Raw genomic sequence first — 26,801 nt, 5'->3', positions numbered from 1 at the left:
CAGAGCTGCCAAAGTTATTATCTGACCAATCGGTCAAGTGTTAACATAGCCTGTACCTGGTTTGGTTAACAAGAGGAAAGGTGATGCAGAAGCAATTTATCGCGGAACAAGCCGTCATTGAGGACGCTTTCCGCTTAGGGGTAGAAATTTTCCGTAGTGATTTTCGCCCCACCTGCATTGTCGGACTTTGGCGTGGTGGCAGTTCAGTTGGTATTTATGTGCAAGAGTGCCTGCAAACATTGGGAGTTAAGACAGACCATATTGCCTTACGAACGTCATATCGAGGCCAGCCGGCGTATCAAAGTATGGTGAATGCGCCGCAAGAAATTCGAGTTCACGGCACTCAGTATTTAATCGAGCGGTTAAATGCGGAAGACAACTTGCTCATTGTCGATGATGTTTTTAGCACCGGCTATAACGTTAATGCTGTTATTCAACGGTTAGAAAGTAAGTTGAAACTGAATATGCCAGAGCAGGTGAGAATCGCGACCTTATATCGACGCCCCAGTTTGAATCGCACGAATTTATCCCCAGACTTTTATCTATACGAGACAAATGATTGGTTAGTATTTCCGTATGAACTTAAGGGATTGAGTCGTGAGGAGATCGAACAATTTAAACCTTCACTTGCGCCATTAATGCACTTTCCATAGCCAGTGGATGAGCTGTTATAAAACGAATCCGCTAGATGGAGGCGCATTTCTTAAGTGACGCCTTGCCTTGCTGAGCGTGTAATGTTTATGCTTACTTCCAGAATAAAAATCTTTCTATCTAGAAACAGGGACAGTATCTATGACTCCTACTCAAGACCAAGTGCTCGCAGGGCAAGCGGTTTATACATCTAAAACATTATCGCTTTATGATTTTATTGTTTTGGGGATATCGAATCGTTACATCTGGAAGTGTCCGACGCCACGGATTGAAGCGCACTACAATGCGCACGTAACGGCGAACCATTTAGATGTAGGGGTTGGCAGTGGTTATTTTCCCGATCATTGCCAATTTCCGACAGCGACTCCTCGCGTCGCTTTGATGGATATGAATGACAGCACGTTAGTTTATGCATCTGAACGTATCGCGCGTTATTCGCCCGAAACTTATCGCCAAAATGTTCTCGAACCTGTGACGGCGGTGATTAAACCGTTTGATTCGTTGGGTATTAATTATTTGTTTCACTGCGTGCCCGGAAAAATTAGTGAAAAAGCCATCGCATTTGATCATCTCATTCCATTGATGAATTCAGGTGCAACCGTATTTGGTTCTACGATTTTACAGGGTGATGTGCCGAGAAATTGGATGGCGAAAAAGCTGATGGGTTTTTATAACAAAAAGGGCATCTTCTCGAATTCAGAAGACACCCTTTTTGAGTTAAAACACGCTCTGGAACAGCGCTTCGATAAGGTCACATTAGAAGTACAAGGCTGCGTCGCTTTGTTCTCCGCAAAAGTACGCTAACGGACGAGTTACCACATCAAATCATCTGGAATTTGATACGCGGCGTAAGGATCATCCTCCGCCAATACGTCGGCTTTTTTGTCTGCAACTAAGATGAAGAGGTTGTCGGCGCGCTCACGGATTTTATCCGCGACGGGCACGGGAATAACCGCGTAGCTGTTGCCGTGGGCAATGATCGCCAGTTGTCCGCGCGAGAGGCGATCCCACACCGCTTGATCGACATAAATATGCTTAACCTTCGTGCCATCAACAAATTGATATTTAATATCACCATATTGTGCAGCAATGGCATTATTGGTTACTAGTTGGCGCACTTGTGCGGCAATGGCTTTTAAGCGGGCTTCTTCTTCGCGTTGACGGTTTAATTCGCGATCGCGTTCAGCTTTTTCTTTGCGAACAGCTTCTGCCTTGGCTTTAACATCATCCAATTGATTGTCTTGACCAGTGCGTTGCAGGTGTTCCTGCTTTTTCATTTCTTTCGCAGCTTTTTTGGCTTTTTGTTTATCGGCCAATCCGGCTGCGAGCAATTGTTCTTGTAAAGACTTTGCCATAGTTCGCTCGCTTAGTGTTTTGGTGGCCAAACGCCAGCAGGGATAAGAGCACCGAGTTGCGTAATGGTGGCGTCGCGTTGTGCTTCATCATCGGCCACTACCGTCACATGGCCAAGTTTGCGGGCAGGGCGCGCTTCTTTGCCATACGAGTGACGGAATGCATTGGCGATATTTTCTGCCGCAACGGCCGGTTCTTCATCGCTGATCACGTTGAGCATAGCAATAGCGTTGTGACGAGCGCGTGTTGCGCCTAAATCTCGGCCAGTAATTGCCAGCATGTGATTGCGGAATTGGCTGGTGTCTGCGCCTTCTATCGACCAGTGGCCAGAGTTGTGGACGCGAGGAGCCACTTCGTTAGCGACTAAGCCTTTTTCTGTTTCGAACAATTCTAAGGTGATGGTTCCAACATAATCTAAGCTATCCGCGAGTTGGCGAATATAACGCTCTGCTTGAGCGGCTTTTTCATTGCTCAAGCCGACAGCTGGATAGAGGCTGTAACGCAGGATGCCTTCGTGGTGAATATTTTCTGTCATCGGCCAAACGACCATGTTGCCTTGACGATCACGGCTGGCAATAACAGAGGTCTCACGCAAGAAAGGTACAAAGGCTTCAGCAATCAGTTCGCGATTCCCAATGCTTATCCAAGCAGGTTCGGCATCGGTCGGTGCGCGTAGAACATATTGGCCTTTGCCATCATAGCCTTCGGTCGTGGTTTTCAACACAATCGGAAGACCAAGCGTATTAATGGCTTGTTTTAAATCATCAAGCGAATTTACTGCGCAGAAATCGGCAGTATCAATGCCGGCAGCTCGCAGAGCATTCTTTTCCAGCAGGCGATTCTGAAATGTTTTGAGCGCCGTCAAACTTGGATAAAGCTTATCGGCAATGCCTTCAAGCTGATCAACAATCGCCGCAGGAATGTTCTCAGTCTCGTAGGAAACCACATCTACATTGGCAACAAACGCGGCCAGATCGGCATCGTTGTGCGCGCGCAGGTCATATAAAGAAACCTCAATGTCCGCCAGATCTTTGATGCTGTCAGATAGCATTTGGCCAAGCTGGCCGTTACCTAAGATACCTACTTTCATTCTTTATCCTGTATTCATCTAACTGCCACAGGGTGGCCGTTTAATTACGACTCGATTCGCGGATCTGGCTGAGCCAAAACGCTGTCGGTTTGTTCTGCGCGGAAGGCGTCAATACGTGCTAACAAAGTATCATCGCTAGTGGCTAATATCTGCGCCGCGAGTAAACCCGCATTTTTGGCTCCAGCATCACCAATGGCCAACGTGCCGACGGCGACGCCACCTGGCATTTGAACGATTGATAACAAAGAGTCGATGCCATTCAGTGCGCGAGATTTAACTGGAACACCTAATACGGGTAGCGAGGTTTGAGAGGCCGCCATACCCGGTAGGTGGGCAGCACCGCCAGCGCCAGCGACAATTACTTTGATGCCACGAGATTGCGCGGTTTTAGCGTAGTCGAATAATAAGTCTGGGGTGCGATGAGCAGACACGACTTTGACTTCATAGCTTACGCCGAGTTTGTCGAGCATGTCGGCGGTATGTTGCATTGTGGGCCAATCGCTTTTAGAGCCCATGATGATTCCAACTAATACAGTCATTTGAGGCTATCCTCGTCGATCCAGAAAGCGGCGCATTCTAGCACAAGGCTGGCGGCAAGACAGCGATTGCGAATTAGTGATTGAAAATGCGTACTATTTGCTATTTTTTTTGTATGCTGGCGTTATATACCCATTTGAACATTTTGGTCATCCACCGTACTATTGAACAACTACTCAATAGCGATAAAAGCTAGGCAATAGCTGCCTCATGGCCCGCTTTGACAAAGGATCTGTCATCATGATTATAGAATCGGACAAACCGATGAAATCTCAAACTGAAGTATCACCGCCTAAGCGCAAGCCTAGTGGTGCCAATGGGGATGATCGCCGACTCGCGGGAATCTTAACCTTAGACGCGAGTGGGTATGTAGAGTCCTCAAATGTGGCTATGCAGCATTTGTATGGCGATATTTGTCGTAATGGGCAACATGTTTCAGTTTTTTTCCAAACTCCCATCGCTTTAGGCAACACTGCAGATACCATCAGCACTAAGTTGACGGGTAGTAATCCCATTCCTGTGAAAGTGACAATCAGCCCGTTAACCTCGTCGGTCATTCCGCAAGGTTATGCGGTTTTGGTTGAAGCCATTAGCACAGGTGAATTACTGAACAATCGCACTTTCTTGGCGGCCCTCAGTCATGAGTTGCGCACGCCACTGAATAGCGTACTTGGTTTTAGCCAAATATTGCGCACAGAGTTGTCTGGCGAGCAGGCTGAATCGGTTGAGATGATTGAGTTTGCAGGGCAGCATTTGTTGGCGTTAACCGATCAACTATTGGCAATGCTGCAACCTAATGCAGCGCCCGAAGAGAATGAAGCGTTTTCAACTGAAACCTTAGCGAAAGACTGTGTACGCCTAATGACGCACCAAGCACGAGCTAGGGGGATTAGTCTGCATATCGAGCCTAATAGCCGTTGGCCGGTGATTCGGCAGTCGCGTTTAAGAATGCAGCAAGTTCTAATTAACTTTTTATCGAATGCTATTAAATACAATCGCGCTAACGGGCATGTCCATGTGCGCGGCATGATGTTGCAAGAAGCTGGACAGCCTTGGTTCCGGTTGGCAGTAAGAGACACAGGATTTGGTATTGAAAACGGCAGCGATGATGCCGTATTTGAACCTTTCGTACGCCTTGAGCAATCTAAAATGCAAGCCAGTGGTTTAGGTTTGGGATTGTCGATTTGTCAGGAGATGGCGAAATTGTTGGGCGGGCGTATCGGTTACGTCAGTGAACCTGGCGCGAGTACGACGTTTTGGATTGAAATTCCAGTATCGCCACCGGTGAGAGATACATCTAAAAAATAAATGCAGCTTAGGTTCAACATTGAATCTAAGCTGCGCTTAACTACAAGCTGATTTCAGCGTTATTAATTTTCGTTTCAATCTCGCTGGTTAATACCTCATAAATACTATTTTTCGAGGTTAAGACCAGTAGAGGTTCATCAACCTTATCTAAATGATAAGCCTCTTCTTTTAACTCTACCTTGCGGTATTTAAATGTTCCTGTGACTTCTTCTTCTTCACGAATGCGAAGAAATAACGGAATGGCATAGGCGGGTAATTTGTTGCGTACATGACGTGTTACGCTGTCCCAATCCATTTGATCAAGCGGAATTCGTGGAGTGATGGTTGCCATGCCGGCACGACCATCCGTGTGCGGAATTTCAACACCGTAAACGACCGCATGTTGAATGTCGGCATGTTCCATTAATACCGATTCAATTTCGGTGGTGGCAACGTTTTCGCCTTTCCAACGGAAGGTATCACCTAAGCGATCCGCGAAGGATACGTGCTTCCAGCCTTGATTATTGACTAAGTCACCGGTGTTAAACCAACAATCACCTTGTTTGAATACATCGCGGAAAAGCTTCTTATTGGATGCTTCTTCGTCGGTGTAGCCTTCAAACGGCTGTTTGTCGTTAACTTCAGTAATCAATAATCCAGTTTTACCAGCTTTGATTGGAATCATATAACCGGCGGCATCACGACGTGGTTTATCTTCTTCAATATCGTAATCAACAATATTGTATGAAAGAGGACAGAAACCGGCCGTTTTATCCAGATTAAAACTGTTGGTGAAGACCAAATTGCACTCACTCGCTCCATAGAATTCATTAATGTGATGAATGCCAAAGCGATTTTTAAATTCCATCCAGATATCAGGGCGTAAGCCATTACCAACGACGACCCGAATATCGTGATGACGATCGGTATTTTTGGGCGGCGTATTTAATAGGTAGCGGCAAAGCTCACCGATGTAGCAAAACGCAGTGGCGTTGTGCATGCGAACTTCATCCCAAAAACGCGATACGCTGAATTTACGCGAAATCGCGATACAGGCACCGGCACCTAGAACGGCGGCAAGTGATACTGTTAGGGCGTTGTTGTGATAAAGCGGCAGACTGACATACATGATGTCGGACTTGCGCAATTTCATGGACGCTAAGCCCATGCCTGCCATCGACTTAAACCAGCGGTAATGACTCATTACCGAGGCTTTTGGCAAGCCTGTTGTACCTGAAGTAAAGATGTAATAACACGGTTGATGCATACGCACTTCACCTGTGCTTGCCGGGTTTGAACGTGCTTGGTTGGCGCAGGCGGCATCGAGATCTTTATAGTGTTTAGGACAACCGACGCTGCCGTTGTCGCTGAGGTAATAAAGCGCAGAGCGGACGTCATCGTTTAAGTCGGCTTCGACGGTGCCAACGTTGTCTAGCATTTCTTCGCCAACAACGATGAGTTTTGGCTGTACCAAATTTAAACTATGTAACAACACTTCACCGCGTTGGGAGGTGTTGATCATAGAGCAAATAGCACCAAGTTTAACGGCAGCAAAAACGCACACTAATGTTTCAGGGCGATTTTCTAATACCACCGCAATGGTATCGCCTGAAGAGATACCTTTCGATACAAAAAAGTGCGCCATTTGGTTCGCACGTTCATTGACCTGTGCGTAAGTTAGGGTGATATCTTGGTAGCGAACAGCAATGTGATCGGGCTGTTGGCGAGCGTGTTTTTCCAACAATAAACCGATGGATTTTTTCTTCTCTGGTTTCGAGGTCACGAGTTCGAACACACCCTTTAACATAACAGGGATATCGGGAATTTGACCAATCAGTTGGGTCGCAATATTAACGAGAGATACGTTTTTTTCTGGTGTACTAGCCATGGTGTTCTTACTGTTAGCCTCTGATTGGTTGACGTCGGAAACGGTCATGGGGTTAGTTTTTTATATTTTTTATAGGATCGTTGAGGGCTAGTGTTAACACTAGCCCTCAATCGAACTTATTTCAGCTGAGCAGATGATTTGCCCAATAAACGACGGGCAACAATCAATTGCTGAATTTGCTGCGTGCCTTCGAAGATATCTAGGATCTTCGAATCGCGCGCCCATTTTTCCAGCAGTTCATCTTCACTGTACCCTAAGCTACCGAGCATTTCGACACATCCAAGGGTAATGGCATTGGCGGCACGTCCAGCTTTTGCCTTCGCCATAGAAGCTTCCATCGAGTTTGGTTGACCATTATCGGCCATCCAAGCTGCACGTAATGTGAGCAGACGAGCGGCTTCCCATTCGGCTTCGTAACGATAAAGCTGGGCTTCTAACTGAGCACTGGTTTTTAACGGACGATTGTAGGCCGCATCAATTTTGAGTGATTTTAAAATTTCGCGGGTGCGATCAAGCGACGCCTTCGCCACACCAATGGCCATTGCAGCAACCACAGGGCGAGTGTTGTCGAACGTTTGCATTACCCCAGCAAAGCCTTTCTCGACGTTTACTTCTGGGTCACCGAGCAAATTACTTGCAGGAATTCGGCAGTCGGTAAAGGTAATTGCGGCCGTATCGGAAGCTTTAATGCCTAGCTTCTTCTCTAAGCGCACAACTTCCATGCCGGGTGTGCCTTTTTCAACGATAAAGGATTTGATCGCGGCACGACCCAATGAACGATCGACGCTGGCCCAAACCACAACGCAGTCGGCGCGTTCACCAGAAGTCACGTAGATCTTTTCACCGTTAATGATGTATTCATCACCGTCTTTGATCGCAGTGGTACGAACAGCTGCAGAATCTGAACCAAAACCAGGCTCAGTAATAGCCATTGCCGCCCATTTACCACCAAAGCGCTTGAACTGTTCGTCGTCGGCAACGGCTGCAATGGCCGCGTTACCTAAGCCTTGGCGTGGCAGAGTCAAGGACAAACCAACGTCGCCCCAGCACAGCTCGGCCAAGCTTAGAACGGTTGATAGGTTGGTGCCGTTCTGAACACCTTCGCCTTTATGCTTGTTATCTTGCTTTAGTTTGCCTGCACCGGCGCCTTCACCTGTGGTGCCATCGTTCATACCATCCATGATGGCAGCCAGCATATCCAGTTCTACCGGATAGGCATGCTCCGAACGATCATATTTTCGTGATACCGGACGGAATACGTTTTCAGCAACCTGACGTGCCTGATGTACTAGGCCACGGAATTTTTTTGGATTCTCTAAATTAATCATCTTGCCAACTCCTTACAGGTGTAAACCGCTGTTAACGCATGCCAATACACGTAAATCACGATACCAACGTTCAGCTGGGTGCTCTTTGGTAAAACCATGGCCACCTAACAGCTGTACGGCATTTGTACCAATCTCCATGGCTTTATCAGCACATAGAACATGAGCTAAATAAGCTTCACGATGGAAAGGTTTACCCATCTCGGCCAAGGCTGCCGCGCGCCAAGTCATCAGGCGCATAGATTCCATTTCAATGCCAATATTCGCCACCATAAATGCCACCGATTGACGATGACTGATAGGTTCGCCAAATGCCTCGCGCTCATTCACATAAGGAATCAGATAGTCTAGCGCCGCCTGACAAGCACCAATGGCAAGGGCGCACCAGTGCAATTGCCCTAGGTCGATAAAGGACTGGTAGTTGAAGGTGTCGTCCCCAAGCATGGCATCTGAGTCAACATGAACGCTGTCGAGTTTAAGAGTACCGGTCGCGGTGGCGCGCAAGCCCATTGCTGGAGCAGCTTTCCAGCTAACGCCTTCACTGTCTCCGCGTACAAAGAACAAACGAGGCTGTTTTTTGTAGCGAGCAGCAACTAAATAAAGGTCGGCTTCACCACCAAACGGCAAAAGGGTTTTAACCCCACTAATTTCAAAACCCCGTTTGGTTTTCTTTGCCTTAGTTGCCAACATTTTAGGGGCAAACAAGGCATTAGGTTCTTGTACTGCAATTGCAGCTTTAACGGGTTTTTCGCCTAAGTAGTTAGGCAGGTAGGTATCTTTTTGCTTGGGCGTTCCCCAGCGTACAATTGCATTCGCTACACCAACCGGTGCTAGAGTTGCGAATGCTAGGCTCATATCACCCCAAGCGAGTTCTTCGGCAATAATGGCACTGGTGGTAGGGCTGTAGCTTTGTGCTGCACCACCAAGAACTTCAGGTACTGAGAAAAAGTTAAGACCCAGTGCTTGAATGTCTTCAAGGTAATTTTCAGGTAGGGTCATCGCTTCGTTAGCATCATGTGCTAAACCGCGAACGACTTCTTCAGCATACGAACGAACAGTGTCTTTGATCATTTGCTGTTCGTCGGTCAGGGTTAGATCAAACAACCCATGAGCGGCAGGAGCTGCTAGAAGTAGCGGATCAGCTGCTTTCTTCTTGGCTTTATCGGCTTGTAGCTTGCCTACAAATTGAAAGCCTTTTTTGGTCCATAGGTATGCAATACGTTCGGCCGGTTTACGTAGGCCGTATTTTTTCGCTAGTTCACTGCCAGCGAAGCGACTGGCTAAGCCTAAACCGAGTCCCTGAATATCTTTTGACATAGAAATTGCCTTTGTTATTTGGGGTGTACGTTAACCATAAACTCTGAGCGTTTCATCGCTGTCGATGTAACGCAATATTGTCATACAGTTTGACAGATTTAGCTTGCGACTCATTGGCATGGGTGACTGGCGAGCTTGGTCCGAAATGTCAGTCTACCTTGGTTGTCGCCGAGATTGATGATTTCTATTGACTCGATATAGCACCTTATCTTGGGCTAACCCTTTTGTATGGGTATGATGTTCGGCTTACTTGTTTTATCAGGACGTGTATCACCTATGCTGACATTGCTTTCTCCAGCCAAAACACTCGACTTCGATACGCCACCGACGACTGATCGTTTTACACAACCGGATTTTTTAGAAGAATCAGCCCTGTTAATTGACGGTTTACGTCATTACTCACCAGACGAGTTGGGGTCATTAATGAAGCTAAGCCCAGCCTTGTCAGAGTTGAACGTACAACGCTATCACGATTGGCAATTGCCGTTTACGCCCGATAACGCTAAGGCGGCGTTATTGGCTTTTAAAGGTGATGTTTATACTGGTTTGGATGCGAATACGCTTAGTGAAGAGGATTTAACATTTGCTCAGCAGCATGTTCGCATTCTCAGTGGGTTGTACGGTTTATTACGTCCGTTAGATTTGATTCAACCGTATCGTTTAGAAATGGGGACGCGCTTTAAGAATGATCGAGCAGGGGACTTGTACGGTTTTTGGGGAGCAAGCATTACAGAAACATTGAATGGCTTGCTGGCAGAACAGAAAACGCCAACGATCGTGAATCTAGCCTCTAACGAGTACTTTAAGTCGGTTAAAACTAAGCAATTGGCTGGCGAATTGATCACACCCGTATTTAAAGATGAGAAGAACGGAAAATTCAAGATCATCAGCTTTTACGCTAAGAAAGCGCGTGGCATGATGGCTGCGTTTCAAATTCGGGAACGAATTGATCGAGCGCATGATCTCAAAGCGTTCGATGTAGCAGGTTATCGTTTCAATGATGAAGAATCTACGGCGACGACCTGGGTGTTTAAACGAGCAGAGAAGGACATACCGAATGCGTAAGTTAGTAGTATGCGCAGCACTGACGCTGAGTTTGAGTGGGTGTGTACTCGCGCCACAAGTGATTCAACTCAATCAAGAAGCGACCGTGACTGCCGGACAACTAAGTTTGAGTCGCGATGCGCTCGTCCGCGTTGTCGATGATCGTATGGTGGATGGTCGTCAACCTGAGCCCAATGAATTGGGAAGTCGTGGTGGTCGATTGGCTGAAAACTCTCCACTTAATAGCGAGAATAGCTTAAAAGATGTGCTGACGACTCGCATGCAAAACTCACTTACTCAGCTAGGTTTTGGTGCCGCAAGTCCTCTAGAACCATTGAAATTACAGTTAAGCGTAAAAGAATTTAGTTACGGTTGTAATGACGGCATGATGGTTAATGATTGCAGCGTGCGTATGCGCTTTGAGCTGACAGTTATTGATGGCGCAACGACTTTTACCAAGCCTTATGGCGCTAATGAAAGTCGTCGAGTGGCCACCGCGCCAGTTAAAGAATACAACGAAAAGTGGGTTAACGAAGTGCTCGATCGTTTATGGCAGTACATGTTTAATGACGATGAGTTACGTGCAGCCCTTGGTGTTCAATAACCATAGGTTGTAGCTTTATAAGATATAAAAAAACCGGCCTGACGCCGGTTTTTTTATAGTTACGATTTTTTAACCGTTGGATGTACGTTTAGTTATCTAAGCGCTGAGCTGTCATCGCGCCTTGGGTCATATGCTCATAGTCGAGCAAGATATAACCGGCTTCTTCTAAAATAGCATCCTCTTCTTCTGGTTTCTTAGTCTCGTCTGACTTATCTGCTTCAGCTTTGGCGGGCGTCTCTTCGCCATTACTTGCAGCATCATCAAGTGCTGTTAGAAGTTCCATACCTTTCGCTTTACGGCGCTTGTTTTCTAGCGATAAGCGGCGCTCGTCATTGGCTTCACGTTCTTTTTTGCGCACTTCTTCGTTCAGTGATACTTCTGTTTTGTCGCGCATTTCCGTAATCATTTCTTTTTGTTCACGTAGGAATAAAAAGTCTGGATTGTGTTCAATGCGGGCATCGTGTAATTCACGCAAATGCGGCAGAGTCGGTGTAATCGTGTTAATGCCTGCTTTGCGCGCAGGTTGGATGGTATCCCATGGTAAGGCGGCTTTAAGAGCGCTTTCACCGATCTTCTCTTTATCAAACAGAGAAGGGAACAACACATCAGGAATAACACCTTGATGCTGCGTACTATCACCCGACACACGATAGAACTTAGCTTGAGTGATCTTCAATTGGCCCTGAGTCAGCGGACGCAGCGATTGCACCGTGCCCTTACCAAAGGTCTGACCGCCGACAATTAAGCCGCGACCGTAATCTTGAATAGCTCCAGCGAAAATTTCAGAAGCAGAAGCGCTTAAGCGGTTAACTAAAACAGTCATAGGGCCATCGTAAAGCACTTCTGGGTCTTGATCTTGTAGTACTTCAACGCGGTCACGAATCCCACGTACTTGCACGACAGGACCTGTAGGAATAAATAGCCCGGTTAAGTCGATGGCTTCTTCTAAAGAACCACCACCGTTGTTGCGCAGATCAATAATCAGGCCATCAATGCCTTCTTCTTTCAACTCTGTAATAAGCTTACGAACATCGCGAGTTGTGCTTTTATAATCTGGACGGTTTTCCATACGACCTTGGAAGTCGATGTAGAAGGTTGGGATATCAATCACGCCAATGCGACGGGTTTTGTCGCCATCTTTTAGCTCAATGATTTCTTTCTGGGCTGACTGTTCTTCCAACTTAACTTCGTCACGCACGATAGAAATGACTTTGCTATCACTACCGCTGCTATCTGCCGGTAGGATTTCTAAGCGAACTGTGGTGCCGCTAGCGCCACGAATTAAATCGACCACTTCATCCAAACGCCAGCCGATAACATCAACAATCTCACCATCGGCATCTTGTCCAACGCCGACGATTTTATCCGCTGGCGACAAGTTGTTGGCTTTGGCTGCCGGTCCACCAGGCACAAGACGCACGACCTTAGTGTGTTCATCTTCGGTTTGAAGCACCGCGCCAATCCCTTGCAAGGATAGGCTCATATTGATATTGAAGTTTTCTGAATTGCGCGGAGAAAAATATTGCGTGTGTGGATCGAATGTACGAGTCACCGCGTTCATGAATGTTTGGTAAGCGTCTTCCGGCTTGGATAGATAAACGCGATTGAGCTGATTTTGATAACGGCGGGTTAGCAGCTTGATGATGTCATCTTGCTCTTTGCCTGCCAGTTTAAGATTCAGAATCGAGTTCTTTAAGCGTTTGCGCCATAACTCATCAAGTTCTGCTGCGGTTGTTGCCCATGGGGCATCTTCGCGATCAAGCTCTAAGGTTTCGTCTTGTTTGTAATTGTAGTCTTTGACGTGGTTGCTCAGTTCGTTCAATAAAAACGATAGGCGCTCTGCCACGCGTTGCTCGAAGCGATTGTAGATAGAGAAGGCTGGAGCCATGTTGCCGCGACTGAGGGCTTCGTCTAACGACGTACGATATTGCTCAAATTCTGCAATGTCGCTGGCCAGCATGTAGCTGCGAGTACTGTCGATATCATCGAGTAACGTATCAAGAACTTGCGATGACATCGCGTTGTCTAAGCGTTTGCGCTCGTAATGTCCCCGTAACAGATTACTCATAATCTGTTGTGTTGTGACTGCATGTTCCTGTGCCGGTTGAAGCGGTGTAAATGGTGTACCGGGAGCGATATCTGGAATTGTTGCAACCGACGCCATTGAGAACATAGCCAATAGGCCAGTACAAAGAGGGCGCAAAATGTATTGTTTTTGGGAAAACATAGGCTGAATTGTATTCCTTTTTGTTGTCCATTTGTGCTGTATGTCCAGCATCAATTAATTGTCATTCAACATTGTGTTGCTTATGTATAGCAAACACTGAGATGATTTGGACCTATTTGTTATATCAAAAACATAGACGTCTAATTCAATAACTGCCCAACTACATACTAGTAGAACCTATTGGATTGGTTGTTACCACTATAATTCCCGCACTTTTGTGAAGAAGCGTAGGGAATTCCTAAGTTCTACTAGGAAAGGAGTCTATTTTGGCACGCGTTACTCTCGATTTACCGGATAAGTTCACATTCATTACTCGCATGGCCGTACGAGTATCTGATATTAACTATGGCAACCATCTCGGCAATGACCGTATGGTGTCGTTGTTACACGAGGCGCGTTTGCGCTATTTGCGTAAATACGATTTTGGTGAGTTCAACGTTGGTGGTGTCGGTATCATGGTTACTGATATCGCGGTTAGCTTTTTGCAACAGTCGTTTGTCGGTGATGATCTGACTTTTCAGGTCGGTATTACGGATTTCAACAAATATGGCTGCGACTTTATCTACATGGTTACCAATGAGTCACAGGATCGAGTTATCGCTACCGCGAAAACCGGTATCGTGTTTTATGACTATGACGAGCGCAAAATAACACCCGTTCCACCAGTGTTTTATGAGCGTTGTGCACCAGATCAAGTATTGGCCATGGAAGAATAAGGCACTCGTAAACCTGTTACGAGTGACTGAAATAAGCCGTGATGAAATCTAAAAACGCACGGCTTTTATTGGCAAGGTAGCGATTCTGTGGGAACACCACCTTGATCGTTCGAACAGGGATGTCCATCTCGCTAAACAATCTAACTAACTCCCCACTATTTAAATGGCGCTCGGCGATGTACGTCGGTAAAGCTGTAATCCCCATTCCTGTAATACAGGCTTCATAGACCAGATCAATATCGTTTACGGTGAGCTTGCGCTCTATGCTCGCTAAACTGAAACCATGATCTTTTTCAAACTGCCGTAACCAATTGATCCGCGCATACTCGGCATTCGCAACGACTAAGATACGGTGGTTAGCTAGATCTTCGAGGGAGGTTGGAGTCCCCCATTTTTCTAGATATTCAGGTGAAGCACAGATGACGATGCGTTGTTCGGCGACCGGCTTCGCAATAAGACGCGAATCTTCTAACGAACCGATGCGTAACGCGAAGTCGAATCCCTCTTTAACAATGTCTACCGGACGGTCGGATATGTGCAGGTCAAAACTGATGTCTGGGTATTTATTGGAAAAGTCGTTAAATATCCGAGCGAGTTCACGGCGACCGAAATTCGACATCGCGGTGATGCGCAATCGCCCCTTAGGGGTATCATCGAAGTCGGTGACAAGCTTTTCGGCTTCGCTAATGGAATCCAGTATATTTTCACAGTGCTGATAGAACATCTGTCCAGCTTCTGTTGGGCTAACCGAACGTGTTGTTCTGTTAAGTAGGCGTACACCTAGCCGTTCTTCAAGAGTGCTGATCTGCTTACTGACAGCCGATGGAGTGACCCCTAGGGCGTCGGCAGCGGAAGTAAAGTTGCGAGTACGAACGACGGCGACGAAGGTCTGAAGCGGATCGATACGAGACATAAGTGAATTAAACTCCATAAACTAAAACATAATGTCATTATAATTAAGTTAATGGAAATAAATAGCTCAAATTGTCCTAGGTGAGACCAATAGCTAACGAGACTTATATTCTTGTTATGTTATGGGGTCCTAGTGCTTCGATTTAGGTTGGTAGAGATTTAGTAATCCTGCGCTAACAATCAGGGTAGCTCCCAGCCATGTGGTCCATAGCGGGAGTTCATCCCAGAAGTACCACCCCATGACGGCGCCATAGAGCACAGCGCTGTAGGCATAAACTCCAACCTTGCCGGTAGGGGCAATTCGATAGGCACGGGTGAGTAATAGTTGCCCAACCGTCGCCACTAGGCCCAATAATAAGATCCAGCCCCACATATCATTGGGCACTGGTTGCCAATTCAGTGCCGCCCCCGGAGCCGAAACAATAGCGGCGATCAGTCCAAAGTAAAAAACAATGGTCTGACTTGATTCAGTGGCCGACATACGGCGTATCGTGACCTTTGCTAAAGCGGCGAGAAAGGCGCCTAGTAAAGCGACTAACGCAATAAATGTGAAGGTACTGTCATCAGGGCGCAATATGCACGCGACCCCGGCAAATCCAACAGCGACGGCTAGTAGGCTGTAACGCCCGGCACGCTCACCTAGCCAAAGCAGGCCGATGAGTGGCATAAAGAATGGGCTTGATAGCTTCACCAAAAAGGCTTCTGTTAATGGCATATGGCCCAAAGCCCAGAAGTAGCAATACATGGCGGAAACACCGACTAGTCCGCGCATGAGATGCCAATGCCACACTTGGGTGTGCAGAAGCTTTCTTCCTTGTTGCAGCACGAGTGGCGCAAGTATGACTAATCCAGCGGCATTGCGAAAAAACACGATTTGCTCTGTGGAAAGCGTATCTGATAGATACTTGATCATGCCGCCCATAACCGCCAGTAATGCTTCGCCCATCAATAGAAACAGGGCGCCCTGACGGAGTTGATGTTGATGCACGTCGTGTCCTTAATACCGAGAAATTTGACCTATGCTGCACTTGTGAAATCAAGCCCAAGTCACCATATATGCCTGACTAGCCAGAAGGTCGGGTTGTGCATTATACGTCAGTGGTTATGCAACTTGCTCTGGATCAATACAGATAATCATTAGAAATTCTAAACTTTTAGCATTGGTAACTTGAATTTTATTAAAGTGACCGCATCTTAGCGTTAACAGAATTGAATCCCAAGAATGGGGAGCAGGAGACACACTATGCGTATGGATCGTTTAACGACCAGTTTGCAAAACGCCTTAGCTGAGAGTCAAAGCTTGGCGCTGGGCCAAGACCATAATCAAATCGATACTGTGCACGTACTATTGGCATTGTTAGAGCAGCCAAGTAGTTCTATTAAAGATGTTTTACGTCGCTGTAGCGTCAACGTGCCAGAGCTTGAAAAAACCTTACGTGGCGTTTTGAAAGATCAGCCCCGCGTCAGCAGCCCTGATGGCAATATTCAAATCGCACCTGAGTTAGGTCGATTGTTAAATTTGGCTGATAAAGAAGCGCAAAAACGCGGTGATCAGTTTGTATCGAGCGAACTCTTCTTATTGGTCGCTTTGGGGGATAAAGGTGCCACTGGGCGAGCCTTAGCTGAGGTTAAATTAACATCGGATGCGATTGATAAAGCCATTACTGAAATGCGAGGAGGCGAAGCCGTGAATGATGCCAATGCCGAAGACAATCGTCAGGCTCTGGGCAAGTACTGTATTGATCTCACCGAGCGCGCAGAAGCCGGAAAGCTCGATCCTGTCATTGGCCGTGACGATGAAATTCGTCGCACCATTCAGGTATTGCAACGTCGTACTAAAAACAACCCTGTCTTAATTGGTCAGCCCGGCGTTGGTAAAACAGCCGTGGTGGAAGGTTTGGCGCAACGCATCGTGAATGGCGAAGTACCAGAGAACCTTAAAAATAAGCGCATTTTGTCGCTGGATATGGGGTCTTTACTGGCCGGTGCTAAATACCGTGGCGAATTTGAAGAGCGCTTAAAGTCAGTACTTAAAGATGTGCAGAAAGAAGAAGGGCGCATCATTCTTTTTATCGATGAATTACATACCATGGTTGGCGCTGGTAAGAGTGACGGTGCAATGGACGCGGGTAACATGCTTAAGCCTGCGTTAGCGCGCGGTGAGTTGCATTGCGTTGGCGCGACTACGCTGGACGAATACCGTACTTTTATTGAAAAAGATGCGGCTCTAGAGCGTCGTTTCCAAAAAGTGCTGGTGGATGAACCGAGCGTAGAAGATACCATTGCCATTTTACGGGGCTTAAAAGAGCGTTACGAAGTGCATCATGGTGTACAGATTACCGATAGCGCGATTATTGCAGCGGCGAAATTATCGACTCGTTATATCGCTGATCGTCAATTGCCGGATAAAGCCATTGATTTGATCGATGAGGCAGCATCGCTGATTCGGATGGAAATCGACTCAAAACCACACGATATGGATAAGCTCGAACGTCGTTTGATTCAGCTTAAAATTGAGCGCGAAGCACTGCGCAAAGAAAAAGACGATGCGGCTAAGCAACGCTTGTCGGATCTTAATGAAGAAATCAATAAAGCTGGCCGTGCCTATGTTGAATTAGAAGACGTTTGGAAGAAAGAAAAGGCCTTGCTCGAAGGCGCTAGTAAATCAAAAGAATTGCTCGAACAAGCGCGTATTGAAATGGATGCTGCGCGTCGCGCAGGTGATTTGCAGCGCATGTCGGAGCTGCAATATGGCACCATTCCAGAGTTAGAAAAGCAGTTGGCGGCAGCGAGCGAAGCGGAAGCTTCTGGTTCGCAAGAGTTCACCTTGTTACGTAACAAGGTCACGGAAGATGAGATCGCCGAAATCGTGTCTAAATGGACCGGCGTACCCGTCAGTAAAATGCTCGAAGGTGAGCGTGAAAAATTATTGCGCATGGAGTCTGTGTTGCATGACTCGGTTGTCGGCCAAGATCAAGCCATTGCCGCGGTATCGAATGCGGTAAGGCGCTCGCGGGCAGGCTTGTCAGATCCTAATCGCCCTAACGGTTCTTTCTTGTTTTTAGGACCAACTGGCGTGGGTAAAACAGAATTGTGCAAAGCGTTAGCGAATTTTATGTTCGATAGTCGCGATGCCATGATCCGTATCGACATGTCGGAGTTTATGGAGAAACATTCGGTGGCGCGTTTAATCGGTGCGCCTCCAGGTTACGTTGGCTATGAAGAAGGCGGGCATTTAACCGAAGCGGTACGCCGTAAGCCGTATTCAGTGATTTTATTAGATGAAGTAGAAAAGGCGCATCCGGATGTATTTAACATCTTGCTGCAAGTATTGGATGACGGTCAGTTAACCGATGGGCAAGGTCGTAAGGTCGATTTTAAAAATACCGTCTTAGTCATGACTTCTAACTTAGGTTCGGACGTTATTCAAAGCATGTTTGCCAATGAATCGTACGAAGCCATGCGCGATGCTGTTATGGAAATTGTGGGTGCGCACTTCCGCCCAGAGTTTATTAACCGTATCGATGAGGCTGTGGTTTTCCATCCACTAGAAAAATCGCAAATTCGTGGTATTGCTGATATTCAGTTGCAGTTGCTGCGTGATCGCTTAAAAGATCGTGATCTCGGTTTTGAAATGTCGGATGGTGCGATTGAACGTTTGGTTGAGGTTGGTTACGACCCTATATTTGGTGCTCGACCACTCAAGCGCGCGATACAGCGTTCGATTGAGAATCCACTGGCGCAGGATATTCTCGCAGGGCGGTTTATGCCGGGCAGCACCATCGTCGCTGAAGTAAAAGATGGAGAATTGGTATTCACTGGTCGTTAACATTGGTTAAGGCTTGATTTGGACGCTAGCCCTAAGCCCGATATACTGCGGCAACTTCACAATTAAATAGTGAAGTTGCCGTTTTTATTTGGGGGAAGGCAGTATGACAAGACTCATGGGTCTAGTGTCAGGGATAGTTTTTGTCGCGACGGCAGTGATGGCAGGGTGCGCGGGACAGCCGGAGCATATTAATCTGCCAAGTAATGCTGCTTTGAATTGTGTCGTCATGGAAAGCGTTGTGGTGGTTGATGGCAAGCTGACTATCGCAGCAGGAGAAAAACCAACACCTGGCTATAGTGTCGAGTTGAGTAAGCAACAGCATGAAGATGGGGATCTCATGGTTGAGTACTTTATTGCGACGCCACCATCTGGGCGCATGTTGCCGCAGATGATGACCAGTCCTTGTCGTCGTATCGAATTACCGCGCGACTGGCATAGTGTTACGGTGGTTAATCGCGATACGAGTCAGCAATGGGTGTTTGAACATCCCTAAGCACAGCGATAAAAGGCAGCCTTATGGCGATTATTCTCGGTATTGATCCAGGTTCACGTTTAACCGGATTTGGTGTGATTAATACGGTTGGACAACGAATAGAATATATTGCCAGCGGATGCATTCGTACTGGGGCCGGCGATCTTGCCGATCGTTTGAAAGTCATATTTGAAAGCGTCACGCAATTGATCGAATTACATTGCCCGCAGCAATTTGCCATCGAGCAGGTGTTTATGGGGAGTAATGCCTCGTCTGCTCTTAAGCTAGGGCAAGCAAGGGGGGTCGCTATTGTGGCGGCTAGTATGCAAAATTTGCCAGTACACGAATACGCACCGCGCACGATTAAGCAGGCGGTAGTGGGGACTGGTGCCGCTGACAAAGAACAAGTGCAACATATGGTTCAACGGTTATTAAAACTTCCTGGTATTCCTCAAGCCGATGCCGCCGATGCCCTAGCCATTGCGATCTGTCATGCGCATACCACTGCCAGTTTAATCAGCCAAGCTGGGCTTACCCAATTTCGTCGTGGTCGGTCGCGTTAATCGAGCGCAAAACTCAATGATGCGTTGAGTCTCAGCGTCTTTTGCTGATAGGCTAGCCGCTTTCAGTCATCCCTTCGTTGTGTCGTCATCATGATCGGTCGTTTACAAGGTTTTATCATTGAGAAGCAAGCGCCAGAGCTGCTTATTGATGTTCATGGCGTGGGCTACGAAGTCCAAGCGCCGCTATCTACTTTCGCAGTACTGGGAAAGCTCGGTGATCCCGTCACTTTATATACCCACCTCGCAATTCGCGAAGATGCTCACCAGTTGTATGGCTTTAGCGATAAGAGCCAACGTAGTCTCTTTCGTACCTTGATTAAGGTGAGTGGTGTTGGTCCAAAACTAGGTTTGGCCATTTTGTCAGGAATGGACGTCAGTGCGTTTGCGCGCTGTGTTCATCAAGAAGACATTTCGGGTTTGACCAAATTGCCCGGTGTTGGCAAAAAAACCGCTGAACGGTTAATTGTTGAAATGCGAGATCGTTTAATCGAATGGCAAGCGCCAGCGCCGCTATGGGCGGCGGTTGAGCAAAATGAGCAAGCGGGTAAAAACCAACTACTGCAAGAAGCAGAAGGTGCCTTGGTTGCTTTGGGCTACAAGCCTCAAGATGCGAGCAAGATGCTGATGAAAGTGGCGGATACCTGCACCAGTGCTGAAGATATGATTCGCCAAGCTCTGCGCAACACCTTAGGTGGCGCATGATAGAGAATGATCGCTTTATTGCCGCAACACCATTATCAGGTGAAGAGCGCGTAGAAGAGCGTCAAGATCGCGCTATTCGTCCGCGTATGCTCGCCGACTATATCGGTCAGCCCATTGTGCGTGAACAGATGGAGATCTTCATCGGAGCCGCTCGCGCTCGTGGTGAAGCGCTTGACCACACTTTGGTTTTTGGTCCTCCTGGGTTAGGCAAAACCACCTTGGCTAACATTATTGCCGAGGAAATGGGCGTACAAATTAAATCGACTTCTGGCCCGGTGATGGAGAAAGCAGGTGACCTTGCTGCCATGCTGACCAATTTAGAAGAGGGCGATGTTTTATTTATCGACGAAATTCATCGCTTAAATCCAGCGGTTGAAGAAGTTTTATACCCAGCGATGGAAGACTACCAACTGGATATTATGGTTGGCGAAGGTCCATCGGCACGTTCGATAAAAATCGATTTACCGGCATTTACCCTTGTGGGAGCGACAACGCGCGCGGGCTTATTAACATCTCCTCTGCGTGATCGCTTCGGCATTGTGCAGCGTTTAGAGTTTTATAACGTTGATGACTTGAGCCATATTGTTGCGCGGTCGGGGCGTTTAATGGAGCTAGAACTCGATAACGCAGGAGCGCGCGAAATTGCTCGTCGTGCCCGTGGTACTCCGCGTATCGCTAATCGCTTGCTGCGTCGAGTGCGGGATTATGCCCAAGTAAAAGGCACGGGAATTGTTGATCAAGACATCGCCAATGCCGCGTTAAATATGCTCAATGTCGATGCTCAAGGTTTTGATCACATGGACCGACGCTTATTGCTGACCTTGATGGAAAAATACGATGGTGGCCCTGCCGGTGTAGATAGCCTTGCAGCATCCATTGGCGAAGAACGCGATACCATCGAAGATGTACTTGAGCCGTATTTAATGCAGCAGGGATACATCACGCGCACGCCACGTGGTCGTATCGCCACTAAGCTTGCGTATTTGCATTTTGGTCTCGATTTACCTAGCCGTTTCAACTCGGAATCGAACGATGTTTGAATGGCCGTTACGGGTATATATCGAAGATACAGATGCCGGCGGTATTGTTTATTACGCCAATTACCTTAAGTTTTTTGAGCGTGCTCGTAGCGAGTGGTTGCGTAATATCGGATTTGATCAACAGGTATTAATGCGAGACGCTATTCGTTTCGTGGTGCGCGAAGTGAATGTGAAATATCGTCAGCCAGCTTTGCTGGATGATGAAATCATCGCGACGGTTGAAGTCGCCGCGCTGGGAAAAGCGAGTATGACATTGAACCAGCGCATTGTTCGCCGGTCGGATAACCAGAGCCAGTTATCCTCTAGTGAGCAGATGTTAGCCGAAGGTTCGGTCAGTATTGCCTGTATAGATGAAAACGGACGTCCTAGGGTAATTCCTAAGGATGTCGCCCAACAAATTTCAATGACAGTGACAACTCAGGAGTCGTCGTGAACGAATCGATGTCTATTTTTAATCTGGTGATGAACGCAAGTTTTGTCGTCCAGCTCGTTATGTTAATGCTGGTGGTTGCCTCCGTTGTTAGCTGGGTCGTAATTGTACAGCGTACGCGCTTGCTATCTGCTAACCGTCAACAAAATCTTGAGTTTGAAGAGCGTTTTTGGTCGGGTGTTGATTTCAACGAGTTATATCGTGAATGTCAGCAAAGTGAAGTGCCGAGTCCGATGGAAAGCGTGTTTATGGTGGGTTTAAAAGAATTCGGCAAAATGCACAAGCAAAACAATAGCGATCCAGAGACTGTTATGGCGGGAGTGCAGCGTGCGATGCGTGTTGCTATTACTCGTGAAAGTGAAAACTTAGACAACAATCTTTCGTTCTTAGCGACGGTTGGTTCAACCAGCCCATATGTTGGTTTATTCGGCACTGTGTGGGGGATTATGCACTCGTTTCAAGGCTTGGCTAGCGTTAAGCAGGCAACGATTGCAACGGTTGCTCCTGGTATTTCAGAGGCCTTGGTAGCAACCGCTATGGGTCTTCTGGCGGCTATTCCAGCCGTTATTTTTTACAACCGTTTTGTATCTCAGGTCGACAAAATGGTGAGTAACTTGCACACCTTCGGCGACGAATTTTCTTCATTGTTGTTCCATCGTTTGCATAAGATTCAGCAATCAGCACGCGCAGGGGCAGCGGAGAAGTCGTAATGGAAACTATGCAGCCTGCACAAAAACGCCGCCCAATGGCGGAGATTAACGTTGTTCCTTATATCGATGTCATGTTGGTGTTGCTCATTATTTTTATGGTGACGGCACCTATGCTGGTGCAAAGCGTGCCCGTTGATTTGCCGGACGTAGACTCGACGCCAACAGAAATTGATCCAGACGACAGCACCATTATTATTTCGGTAAATGACCGTGGTTTGTATTTTATTGAGCGCGATGAGGCAACGCCGAAAGCGATGACATTGGCTGATGTAACAAGCTATGCCGACAAAGTTCATAAAGCGACGCCAGCGACTCGAGTATTGATTCGCGGCGATGAAAAAGTACCCTATGGGCGTGTCGTGTCGCTTATGGGAGGGCTGCAAGCGGCGGGTATTAATAACGTTGGTCTAATTACTGAAGCGCCAGATCCACAGGCGCGCCCATAGTATGAGCTGGAAAAGTCCGAACAGCTATCATCTGCCCGTTGTTGCCGCCGTATTGATTCATGCTTTTGCAGCATTCTTGCTGGTGGCTGAATGGCGACGCAGCGAGCCGCATATGCCAGAGCCTGTTCCTCAGCATCTTATTGCCAATGTCGTACAGACCGAAAATCAGGCAGTAAAGCAGCGTGAGAAAGAACAGCAGAAGAAAAGGGATGATAAGGCTAAGCGCGAAAAATTAGCCCGAGAGAAAGCTGCAAAAGAAAAAGCGGCGAAAGCAGCTCAAGAAAAAGCAGCTAAGGAAAAGGCCGCAAAAGAAAAGGCCAACAAAGAGAAAGCCGATAAAGCTGCGAAAGACAAAGCAAATAAAGAAAAGCTAGCAAAAGAAGCAACGCTTAAAGAGAAGGCGGCGAAAGAAAAATCCGCAAAAGAGCAAGCGCAGCGCGAAAAAGCAGCTCAGGCAGCAGCCGAGCAGGCTTTACTAGAGCAAATGGCGCTAGAAGAAGCCTCAGCAGAAATGGCTCGGCAAGAAGCCGCTGCTAAAAAGGCTGCCGATATTGAAAGATCGAAACAAATTGCTGCGGACAGCCAAACTCAGATTCGTTTAAAAATCGAATCTGTCTGGCAATACCCTCCAGCGGTTCAGCCTGATCAAGAAGTGGTTATGAAGTTAGTTCTAGTACCAACTGGGCAGGTTATACAAGCGCAAGTGGTTAAGGGCAGCGGTAATGCGGCGCTGGACCGTTCGGTAGAGCAGGCGATATATAAAGCGTCGCCACTACCTGTGCCGCAAGATATTCGAGTTTTTGAACAGAACTTCCGTACATTTACAATGAAATTTAGACCGGAGAATGCATCGTGGTAAAGCGCTATAGTTGGTTGTTGTTTTTATTTGTGATGAGCACGGCACGAGCTGAGTTAGTGATTGAGGTAACTCAAGGTAAGCAAAGTGCAATTCCGATTGCTGTTGTGCCTTTCGAATGGACCGGTGCGATTGCATTACCCGAAAATATCAGTCAAATCGTCACCAATGATTTGGCCAGCTCGGGCTATTTTAAAACCTTATCTAGCGCCTACATGATTAGTCAGCCAACAGAAGTTGCTGATGTTATCTATGCAGATTGGTCGCGTTTGAAACAAGATTTTGTGGTGATTGGACGTGTGACGGCAGCCGAAGGCGGGTACGCCATCGAATTCCATGTACTTGATGTTCATCAGAAAATTGAATTGCTGCGTCACCGTGTGAAGGCTACGGCTGGTCAGCTACGTGATTTAGGCCATTACATCAGTGATTATATTTTCAAGCGCTTAACGGGTGTGCCGGGCGTTTTCTCTACGAAATTAGTTTATGTCACGACCAATCGTGAGCGTACCGCCTTTAATTTGAACTTTGCTGATGCTGACGGGGCGCGCGAACAGCTAATTTTTAAATCTAAGCAGCCGATTATTTCTCCTGCTTGGTCACCTGATGGTAAAAAAGTGGCGTATGTCTCGTTTGAAAATGGGCGTAGTGAAATTTACTTCCAAGAGTTAGCCACAGGTAAGCGCGAAAAAGTCGTCGCTTTCAGCGGATCGAATAGTGCGCCATCATTTTCACCTGATGGAACTAAATTAGCCTTTGTTCAGTCGAAGCTTGGTAATCCGGATATTTACGTCATGGATTTGAACACCCGTAAGGCAACTCGTATGACGAGCCATTACGGTATTGATACTGAGCCACAATGGTTAGCCGATGGACGCCATATTGTATTTACGTCCAGTCGAGCGGGAGGTCCACAGATTTACAAACTGGACACTAAAGACCAGTCGGTTGAACGGATTACCTTCGAAGGCAGTTACAATGCACGTGCACGAGTGACTGCAGACGGTCGCAAAATGGTATTTGTGCATGGTAATGGCGACTCATTTCATATCGCTTCCCAAGATTTAGAAACGGGAACGGTAAGAATATTAACGACAGATACAAATTTGGATGAATCACCTAGTGTTGCACCTAACGGAAGTATGGTAATTTATGCCGCAAGTGAATCAGACCGCAGTATTCTGGCCGCTGTATCCGTGGATGGAGAAGTTAAATTTCGCCTTCCGTCAAAATATGGTGACGTTCGGGAACCAGCGTGGTCACCCATTTTAAAATAATCTCCTCTTAACTACTCGATTGGGAAAACTGTTATGCAAACAACAGCACTATATAAAGCTTTGGGTTTGGCCTTTGGCGCTCTTTTGGTTACTGCTTGCGCAAGCAAAGGTGACATGGAAGAAGGCGCGGGTTCTTCAATGACTGCGACTGAACAACAAGCGAACGAAGCGGCTGATGACGCAGCAACTCGTGGTGTTGAAACAGCTTCTCTCAGTGGCGAAGCTTTGCAAGCAGAAGCAAATGCTGCACAAGCTAAGTTAATGGAAATGACTGTTTTCTACTTCGATTTCGATCAAACCACGATCAAAAGCGATAGCAAAGCAGCATTGTCTGCACACGCAGCGTATTTAGCCGCTAATAAGTCAGCTCGCGTTGTATTAGAAGGTCACGCTGATGAGCGCGGTACTGTTGAATACAACCTAGCTCTTGGCGAGCGTCGTGCAATGGCTGTACGTCGTTATTTATTGGCTAATGGCGCTGCTGCTGGTCAATTAGAAGTTGTTAGCTTTGGTGAAGAGCGCCCAGCAATGATGGGTCATGACGACAAGAGCTGGTCTAAAAACCGTCGCGTTGAAGTGAAATACCAGAGCCGTTAATGAATAAAACAGTCCTCACACTGGCGCTGGTCGCTGTTGCGGCCGCCGCAAGCGCTGATGACGACTGGGTTTCAGTTGGTGCTACCCGTGTGGTAGCACCTGCTAGTTCAACCCCTGTCGATACTACTCAAAGAAACTTTTCTCCTTCCATAACTCAATCCGTTGCCGCTCCAGCAGCAGATAACACTCTCGTTTCCGAACTGCTGACTCAAATAGAGCAAATGCAGGAGGAGATCGCGATGTTGCGTGGTCGAGTAGAAGAGCAAGACAATCAAATTCAAACCATTCAGCAAGAGCAGCAAGATCGTTATTTAGATCTTGATCGTCGTATTGCTGCCCTGATGGTTGCAGAACCCGTTATTGACGATGTGCCTAAAGTCGTCGCCACTAGTGGCTCAAATGTCGCGTCCTCAACGCCAAGCGTCGCGCCTGGTGATGCTTACAAGGCTGCGATGACACTGGTGCGTGAAAAGAAGTTCTCAGAGGCTGGTGCTGCGTTTGATACCTTCGTCAGTCAGTATCCTAGCGATCCTTTAGTGCCAAACGCTCGATATTGGTCGGGTGAGGTGAATCTGGTGGATGGCCAACTTGATCGTGCGGCAGAGCGTTTTCGCACCGTGATTGGTGATTTTCCTGATAGTGCCAAGGCGGCTGATGCGGCTTATAAGCTTGGGGTAACGATGCATCGTAAAGGTGATGATCAGCAGGCCCGTATGTGGCTACAGCAAGTGATTGATCGTTATGCTGGAAAAGCTGATGGTACTGTGTCGTTAGCTAAGTCTTATTTAGGTAAAATTGGCCAGAAAGCGCCATAAATCCCAGTGTTTTTGGGCGATTTATTCGACGATCGCCCCTTTGAATTCCCCGTAATTCCTTACCTAAGTCCCTGATAGTGAAACTTTTTTTAAAAAAAGTCTTGCGGGTTTCT

27 protein-coding genes are annotated in these 26,801 nt (G+C 47.2%); 18 read left to right on the top strand and 9 right to left on the bottom strand.

Annotated features, from left to right (window positions below; genetic code table 11):
- Positions 1-83 precede the first annotated feature (83 nt).
- Both TOL_RS10430 and TOL_RS10425 read left to right on the top strand, forming a co-directional pair.
- On the top strand, positions 84-653 hold the full coding sequence (locus TOL_RS10430; protein WP_015487288.1) for a phosphoribosyltransferase: 570 nt from the start codon (positions 84-86) through the stop codon (positions 651-653).
- A 139-nt stretch (positions 654-792) separates the two neighbouring features.
- Positions 793-1,455: a methyltransferase type 12 gene (locus TOL_RS10425; RefSeq protein WP_015487287.1), complete on the top strand. Its 663-nt coding sequence runs from the start codon at positions 793-795 to the stop codon at positions 1,453-1,455.
- Positions 1,456-1,463: 8 nt separating this feature from the next.
- Here the strand turns inward: TOL_RS10425 and TOL_RS10420 are convergent, their stop codons facing one another.
- From TOL_RS10420 to purE, 3 genes are read right to left on the bottom strand one after another with little or no spacing between them, the layout of a single operon-like run.
- Positions 1,464-2,006 (bottom strand): DUF2058 domain-containing protein, encoded by a 543-nt coding sequence (locus TOL_RS10420; RefSeq protein ID WP_015487286.1) that lies wholly within the window; start codon positions 2,004-2,006, stop codon positions 1,464-1,466.
- An 11-nt stretch (positions 2,007-2,017) separates the two neighbouring features.
- Positions 2,018-3,094 (bottom strand): 5-(carboxyamino)imidazole ribonucleotide synthase, encoded by a 1,077-nt coding sequence (locus TOL_RS10415; RefSeq protein ID WP_015487285.1) that lies wholly within the window; start codon positions 3,092-3,094, stop codon positions 2,018-2,020.
- A 44-nt stretch (positions 3,095-3,138) separates the two neighbouring features.
- Positions 3,139-3,633 (bottom strand): 5-(carboxyamino)imidazole ribonucleotide mutase, encoded by a 495-nt coding sequence (gene purE, locus TOL_RS10410; RefSeq protein WP_015487284.1) that lies wholly within the window; start codon positions 3,631-3,633, stop codon positions 3,139-3,141.
- Positions 3,634-3,871: 238 nt separating this feature from the next.
- Between purE and TOL_RS18370 the strand changes: the two genes are divergently transcribed.
- Positions 3,872-4,939: a sensor histidine kinase gene (locus TOL_RS18370; protein WP_015487283.1), complete on the top strand. Its 1,068-nt coding sequence runs from the start codon at positions 3,872-3,874 to the stop codon at positions 4,937-4,939.
- Between the two features lie 40 nt (positions 4,940-4,979).
- Here the strand turns inward: TOL_RS18370 and TOL_RS10400 are convergent, their stop codons facing one another.
- The 3 genes from TOL_RS10400 to TOL_RS10390 form a co-directional block, all read right to left on the bottom strand.
- Complete coding sequence (locus TOL_RS10400) at positions 4,980-6,806, bottom strand: long-chain-acyl-CoA synthetase (protein WP_144055358.1); 1,827 nt, start codon at positions 6,804-6,806, stop codon at positions 4,980-4,982.
- A gap of 116 nt (positions 6,807-6,922) precedes the next feature.
- Positions 6,923-8,134 carry an acyl-CoA dehydrogenase family protein gene (locus TOL_RS10395; RefSeq protein ID WP_015487281.1) on the bottom strand — a complete coding sequence of 404 codons (1,212 nt, stop codon included), beginning with the start codon at positions 8,132-8,134 and terminating at the stop codon, positions 6,923-6,925.
- A 12-nt stretch (positions 8,135-8,146) separates the two neighbouring features.
- A complete protein-coding gene (locus TOL_RS10390) occupies positions 8,147-9,448 on the bottom strand; it encodes an acyl-CoA dehydrogenase family protein (protein WP_015487280.1) in 1,302 nt (433 codons plus the stop codon).
- 276 nt (positions 9,449-9,724) lie between these two features.
- On the opposite strand from TOL_RS10390, the gene yaaA reads away from it, so the two are divergent.
- The gene (yaaA, locus tag TOL_RS10385) at positions 9,725-10,513 is read left to right on the top strand and encodes a peroxide stress protein YaaA (RefSeq protein ID WP_041588924.1); all 789 of its coding nucleotides are present in this window, start codon (positions 9,725-9,727) and stop codon (positions 10,511-10,513) included.
- Entirely contained in the window at positions 10,506-11,096 is a 591-nt protein-coding gene (locus TOL_RS10380) for a YajG family lipoprotein (protein ID WP_015487278.1), read from the top strand. The genes yaaA and TOL_RS10380 overlap by 8 nt, the downstream gene beginning before the upstream one ends.
- An 88-nt stretch (positions 11,097-11,184) precedes the next feature.
- On the opposite strand, the gene TOL_RS10375 is transcribed toward TOL_RS10380, so the two are convergent.
- A complete protein-coding gene (locus tag TOL_RS10375) occupies positions 11,185-13,323 on the bottom strand; it encodes a carboxy terminal-processing peptidase (RefSeq protein WP_015487277.1) in 2,139 nt (712 codons plus the stop codon).
- Between the two features lie 266 nt (positions 13,324-13,589).
- On the opposite strand from TOL_RS10375, the gene TOL_RS10370 reads away from it, so the two are divergent.
- On the top strand, positions 13,590-14,039 hold the full coding sequence (locus tag TOL_RS10370; RefSeq protein ID WP_015487276.1) for an acyl-CoA thioesterase: 450 nt from the start codon (positions 13,590-13,592) through the stop codon (positions 14,037-14,039).
- Between the two features lie 16 nt (positions 14,040-14,055).
- Here the strand turns inward: TOL_RS10370 and TOL_RS10365 are convergent, their stop codons facing one another.
- On the bottom strand, positions 14,056-14,952 hold the full coding sequence (locus tag TOL_RS10365) for a LysR family transcriptional regulator (RefSeq protein ID WP_015487275.1): 897 nt from the start codon (positions 14,950-14,952) through the stop codon (positions 14,056-14,058).
- A gap of 129 nt (positions 14,953-15,081) precedes the next feature.
- Positions 15,082-15,939, bottom strand: a complete 858-nt coding sequence (locus TOL_RS10360) for a DMT family transporter (protein WP_025265286.1) — start codon at positions 15,937-15,939, stop codon at positions 15,082-15,084.
- 255 nt (positions 15,940-16,194) lie between these two features.
- Here TOL_RS10360 and clpB point away from each other — a divergent pair, with 255 nt between their 5' ends.
- From clpB to ybgF, 12 genes are all read left to right on the top strand, one after another.
- Entirely contained in the window at positions 16,195-18,780 is a 2,586-nt protein-coding gene (gene clpB, locus TOL_RS10355; protein WP_015487273.1) for an ATP-dependent chaperone ClpB, read from the top strand.
- 103 nt (positions 18,781-18,883) lie between these two features.
- Entirely contained in the window at positions 18,884-19,273 is a 390-nt protein-coding gene (locus tag TOL_RS10350) for a protease complex subunit PrcB family protein (RefSeq protein ID WP_015487272.1), read from the top strand.
- Positions 19,274-19,296: 23 nt separating this feature from the next.
- Positions 19,297-19,815, top strand: a complete 519-nt coding sequence (gene ruvC, locus TOL_RS10345) for a crossover junction endodeoxyribonuclease RuvC (protein ID WP_015487271.1) — start codon at positions 19,297-19,299, stop codon at positions 19,813-19,815.
- Between the two features lie 90 nt (positions 19,816-19,905).
- Complete coding sequence (gene ruvA, locus TOL_RS10340) at positions 19,906-20,517, top strand: Holliday junction branch migration protein RuvA (RefSeq protein WP_015487270.1); 612 nt, start codon at positions 19,906-19,908, stop codon at positions 20,515-20,517.
- Complete coding sequence (ruvB, locus tag TOL_RS10335) at positions 20,514-21,557, top strand: Holliday junction branch migration DNA helicase RuvB (RefSeq protein WP_015487269.1); 1,044 nt, start codon at positions 20,514-20,516, stop codon at positions 21,555-21,557. Before ruvA ends, ruvB begins: the two co-directional genes overlap by 4 nt.
- Positions 21,550-21,990, top strand: coding sequence for a tol-pal system-associated acyl-CoA thioesterase (gene ybgC / locus TOL_RS10330; protein WP_015487268.1), 441 nt, complete (start codon positions 21,550-21,552; stop codon positions 21,988-21,990). The genes ruvB and ybgC overlap by 8 nt, the downstream gene beginning before the upstream one ends.
- Positions 21,991-21,998: 8 nt before the next feature.
- On the top strand, positions 21,999-22,697 hold the full coding sequence (tolQ, locus tag TOL_RS10325) for a protein TolQ (RefSeq protein ID WP_015487267.1): 699 nt from the start codon (positions 21,999-22,001) through the stop codon (positions 22,695-22,697).
- Entirely contained in the window at positions 22,697-23,143 is a 447-nt protein-coding gene (gene tolR, locus TOL_RS10320) for a protein TolR (protein ID WP_015487266.1), read from the top strand. The genes tolQ and tolR overlap by 1 nt, the downstream gene beginning before the upstream one ends.
- Before the next feature lies 1 nt (position 23,144).
- Entirely contained in the window at positions 23,145-24,002 is an 858-nt protein-coding gene (tolA, locus tag TOL_RS10315; protein ID WP_015487265.1) for a cell envelope integrity protein TolA, read from the top strand.
- Positions 23,996-25,276 (top strand): Tol-Pal system beta propeller repeat protein TolB, encoded by a 1,281-nt coding sequence (gene tolB / locus TOL_RS10310; protein ID WP_015487264.1) that lies wholly within the window; start codon positions 23,996-23,998, stop codon positions 25,274-25,276. The genes tolA and tolB overlap by 7 nt, the downstream gene beginning before the upstream one ends.
- Before the next feature lie 33 nt (positions 25,277-25,309).
- Entirely contained in the window at positions 25,310-25,873 is a 564-nt protein-coding gene (pal, locus tag TOL_RS10305) for a peptidoglycan-associated lipoprotein Pal (protein ID WP_015487263.1), read from the top strand.
- A complete protein-coding gene (gene ybgF, locus TOL_RS10300) occupies positions 25,873-26,688 on the top strand; it encodes a tol-pal system protein YbgF (RefSeq protein WP_051052402.1) in 816 nt (271 codons plus the stop codon). The genes pal and ybgF overlap by 1 nt, the downstream gene beginning before the upstream one ends.
- Positions 26,689-26,801: the final 113 nt, after the last annotated feature.

This window comes from Thalassolituus oleivorans MIL-1 (genome assembly GCF_000355675.1).
Lineage (GTDB): Bacteria > Pseudomonadota > Gammaproteobacteria > Pseudomonadales > Oceanobacteraceae > Thalassolituus > Thalassolituus oleivorans.
Note: the sequence above shows the minus strand (reverse complement) of the source record. Positions and strands in the feature narration are given on the sequence as shown.

Excerpts from the sequence above, each read along its gene's own strand:
- TOL_RS10430 (WP_015487288.1), top strand. The coding sequence starts at position 84 with ATGCAGAAGCAATTTATCGCGGAACAAGCCGTCATTGAGGACGCTTTC.
- TOL_RS10425 (WP_015487287.1), top strand. The coding sequence starts at position 793 with ATGACTCCTACTCAAGACCAAGTGCTCGCAGGGCAAGCGGTTTATACA.
- TOL_RS10420 (WP_015487286.1), bottom strand. The coding sequence starts at position 2,006 with ATGGCAAAGTCTTTACAAGAACAATTGCTCGCAGCCGGATTGGCCGAT.
- TOL_RS10415 (WP_015487285.1), bottom strand. The coding sequence starts at position 3,094 with ATGAAAGTAGGTATCTTAGGTAACGGCCAGCTTGGCCAAATGCTATCT.
- purE (WP_015487284.1), bottom strand. The coding sequence starts at position 3,633 with ATGACTGTATTAGTTGGAATCATCATGGGCTCTAAAAGCGATTGGCCC.
- TOL_RS18370 (WP_015487283.1), top strand. The coding sequence starts at position 3,872 with ATGATTATAGAATCGGACAAACCGATGAAATCTCAAACTGAAGTATCA.
- TOL_RS10400 (WP_144055358.1), bottom strand. The coding sequence starts at position 6,806 with ATGGCTAGTACACCAGAAAAAAACGTATCTCTCGTTAATATTGCGACC.
- TOL_RS10395 (WP_015487281.1), bottom strand. The coding sequence starts at position 8,134 with ATGATTAATTTAGAGAATCCAAAAAAATTCCGTGGCCTAGTACATCAG.
- TOL_RS10390 (WP_015487280.1), bottom strand. The coding sequence starts at position 9,448 with ATGTCAAAAGATATTCAGGGACTCGGTTTAGGCTTAGCCAGTCGCTTC.
- yaaA (WP_041588924.1), top strand. The coding sequence starts at position 9,725 with ATGCTGACATTGCTTTCTCCAGCCAAAACACTCGACTTCGATACGCCA.
- TOL_RS10380 (WP_015487278.1), top strand. The coding sequence starts at position 10,506 with ATGCGTAAGTTAGTAGTATGCGCAGCACTGACGCTGAGTTTGAGTGGG.
- TOL_RS10375 (WP_015487277.1), bottom strand. The coding sequence starts at position 13,323 with ATGTTTTCCCAAAAACAATACATTTTGCGCCCTCTTTGTACTGGCCTA.
- TOL_RS10365 (WP_015487275.1), bottom strand. The coding sequence starts at position 14,952 with ATGTCTCGTATCGATCCGCTTCAGACCTTCGTCGCCGTCGTTCGTACT.
- clpB (WP_015487273.1), top strand. The coding sequence starts at position 16,195 with ATGCGTATGGATCGTTTAACGACCAGTTTGCAAAACGCCTTAGCTGAG.
- TOL_RS10350 (WP_015487272.1), top strand. The coding sequence starts at position 18,884 with ATGACAAGACTCATGGGTCTAGTGTCAGGGATAGTTTTTGTCGCGACG.
- ruvC (WP_015487271.1), top strand. The coding sequence starts at position 19,297 with ATGGCGATTATTCTCGGTATTGATCCAGGTTCACGTTTAACCGGATTT.
- ruvA (WP_015487270.1), top strand. The coding sequence starts at position 19,906 with ATGATCGGTCGTTTACAAGGTTTTATCATTGAGAAGCAAGCGCCAGAG.
- ruvB (WP_015487269.1), top strand. The coding sequence starts at position 20,514 with ATGATAGAGAATGATCGCTTTATTGCCGCAACACCATTATCAGGTGAA.
- ybgC (WP_015487268.1), top strand. The coding sequence starts at position 21,550 with ATGTTTGAATGGCCGTTACGGGTATATATCGAAGATACAGATGCCGGC.
- tolQ (WP_015487267.1), top strand. The coding sequence starts at position 21,999 with ATGTCTATTTTTAATCTGGTGATGAACGCAAGTTTTGTCGTCCAGCTC.
- tolR (WP_015487266.1), top strand. The coding sequence starts at position 22,697 with ATGGAAACTATGCAGCCTGCACAAAAACGCCGCCCAATGGCGGAGATT.
- tolA (WP_015487265.1), top strand. The coding sequence starts at position 23,145 with ATGAGCTGGAAAAGTCCGAACAGCTATCATCTGCCCGTTGTTGCCGCC.
- pal (WP_015487263.1), top strand. The coding sequence starts at position 25,310 with ATGCAAACAACAGCACTATATAAAGCTTTGGGTTTGGCCTTTGGCGCT.
- ybgF (WP_051052402.1), top strand. The coding sequence starts at position 25,873 with ATGAATAAAACAGTCCTCACACTGGCGCTGGTCGCTGTTGCGGCCGCC.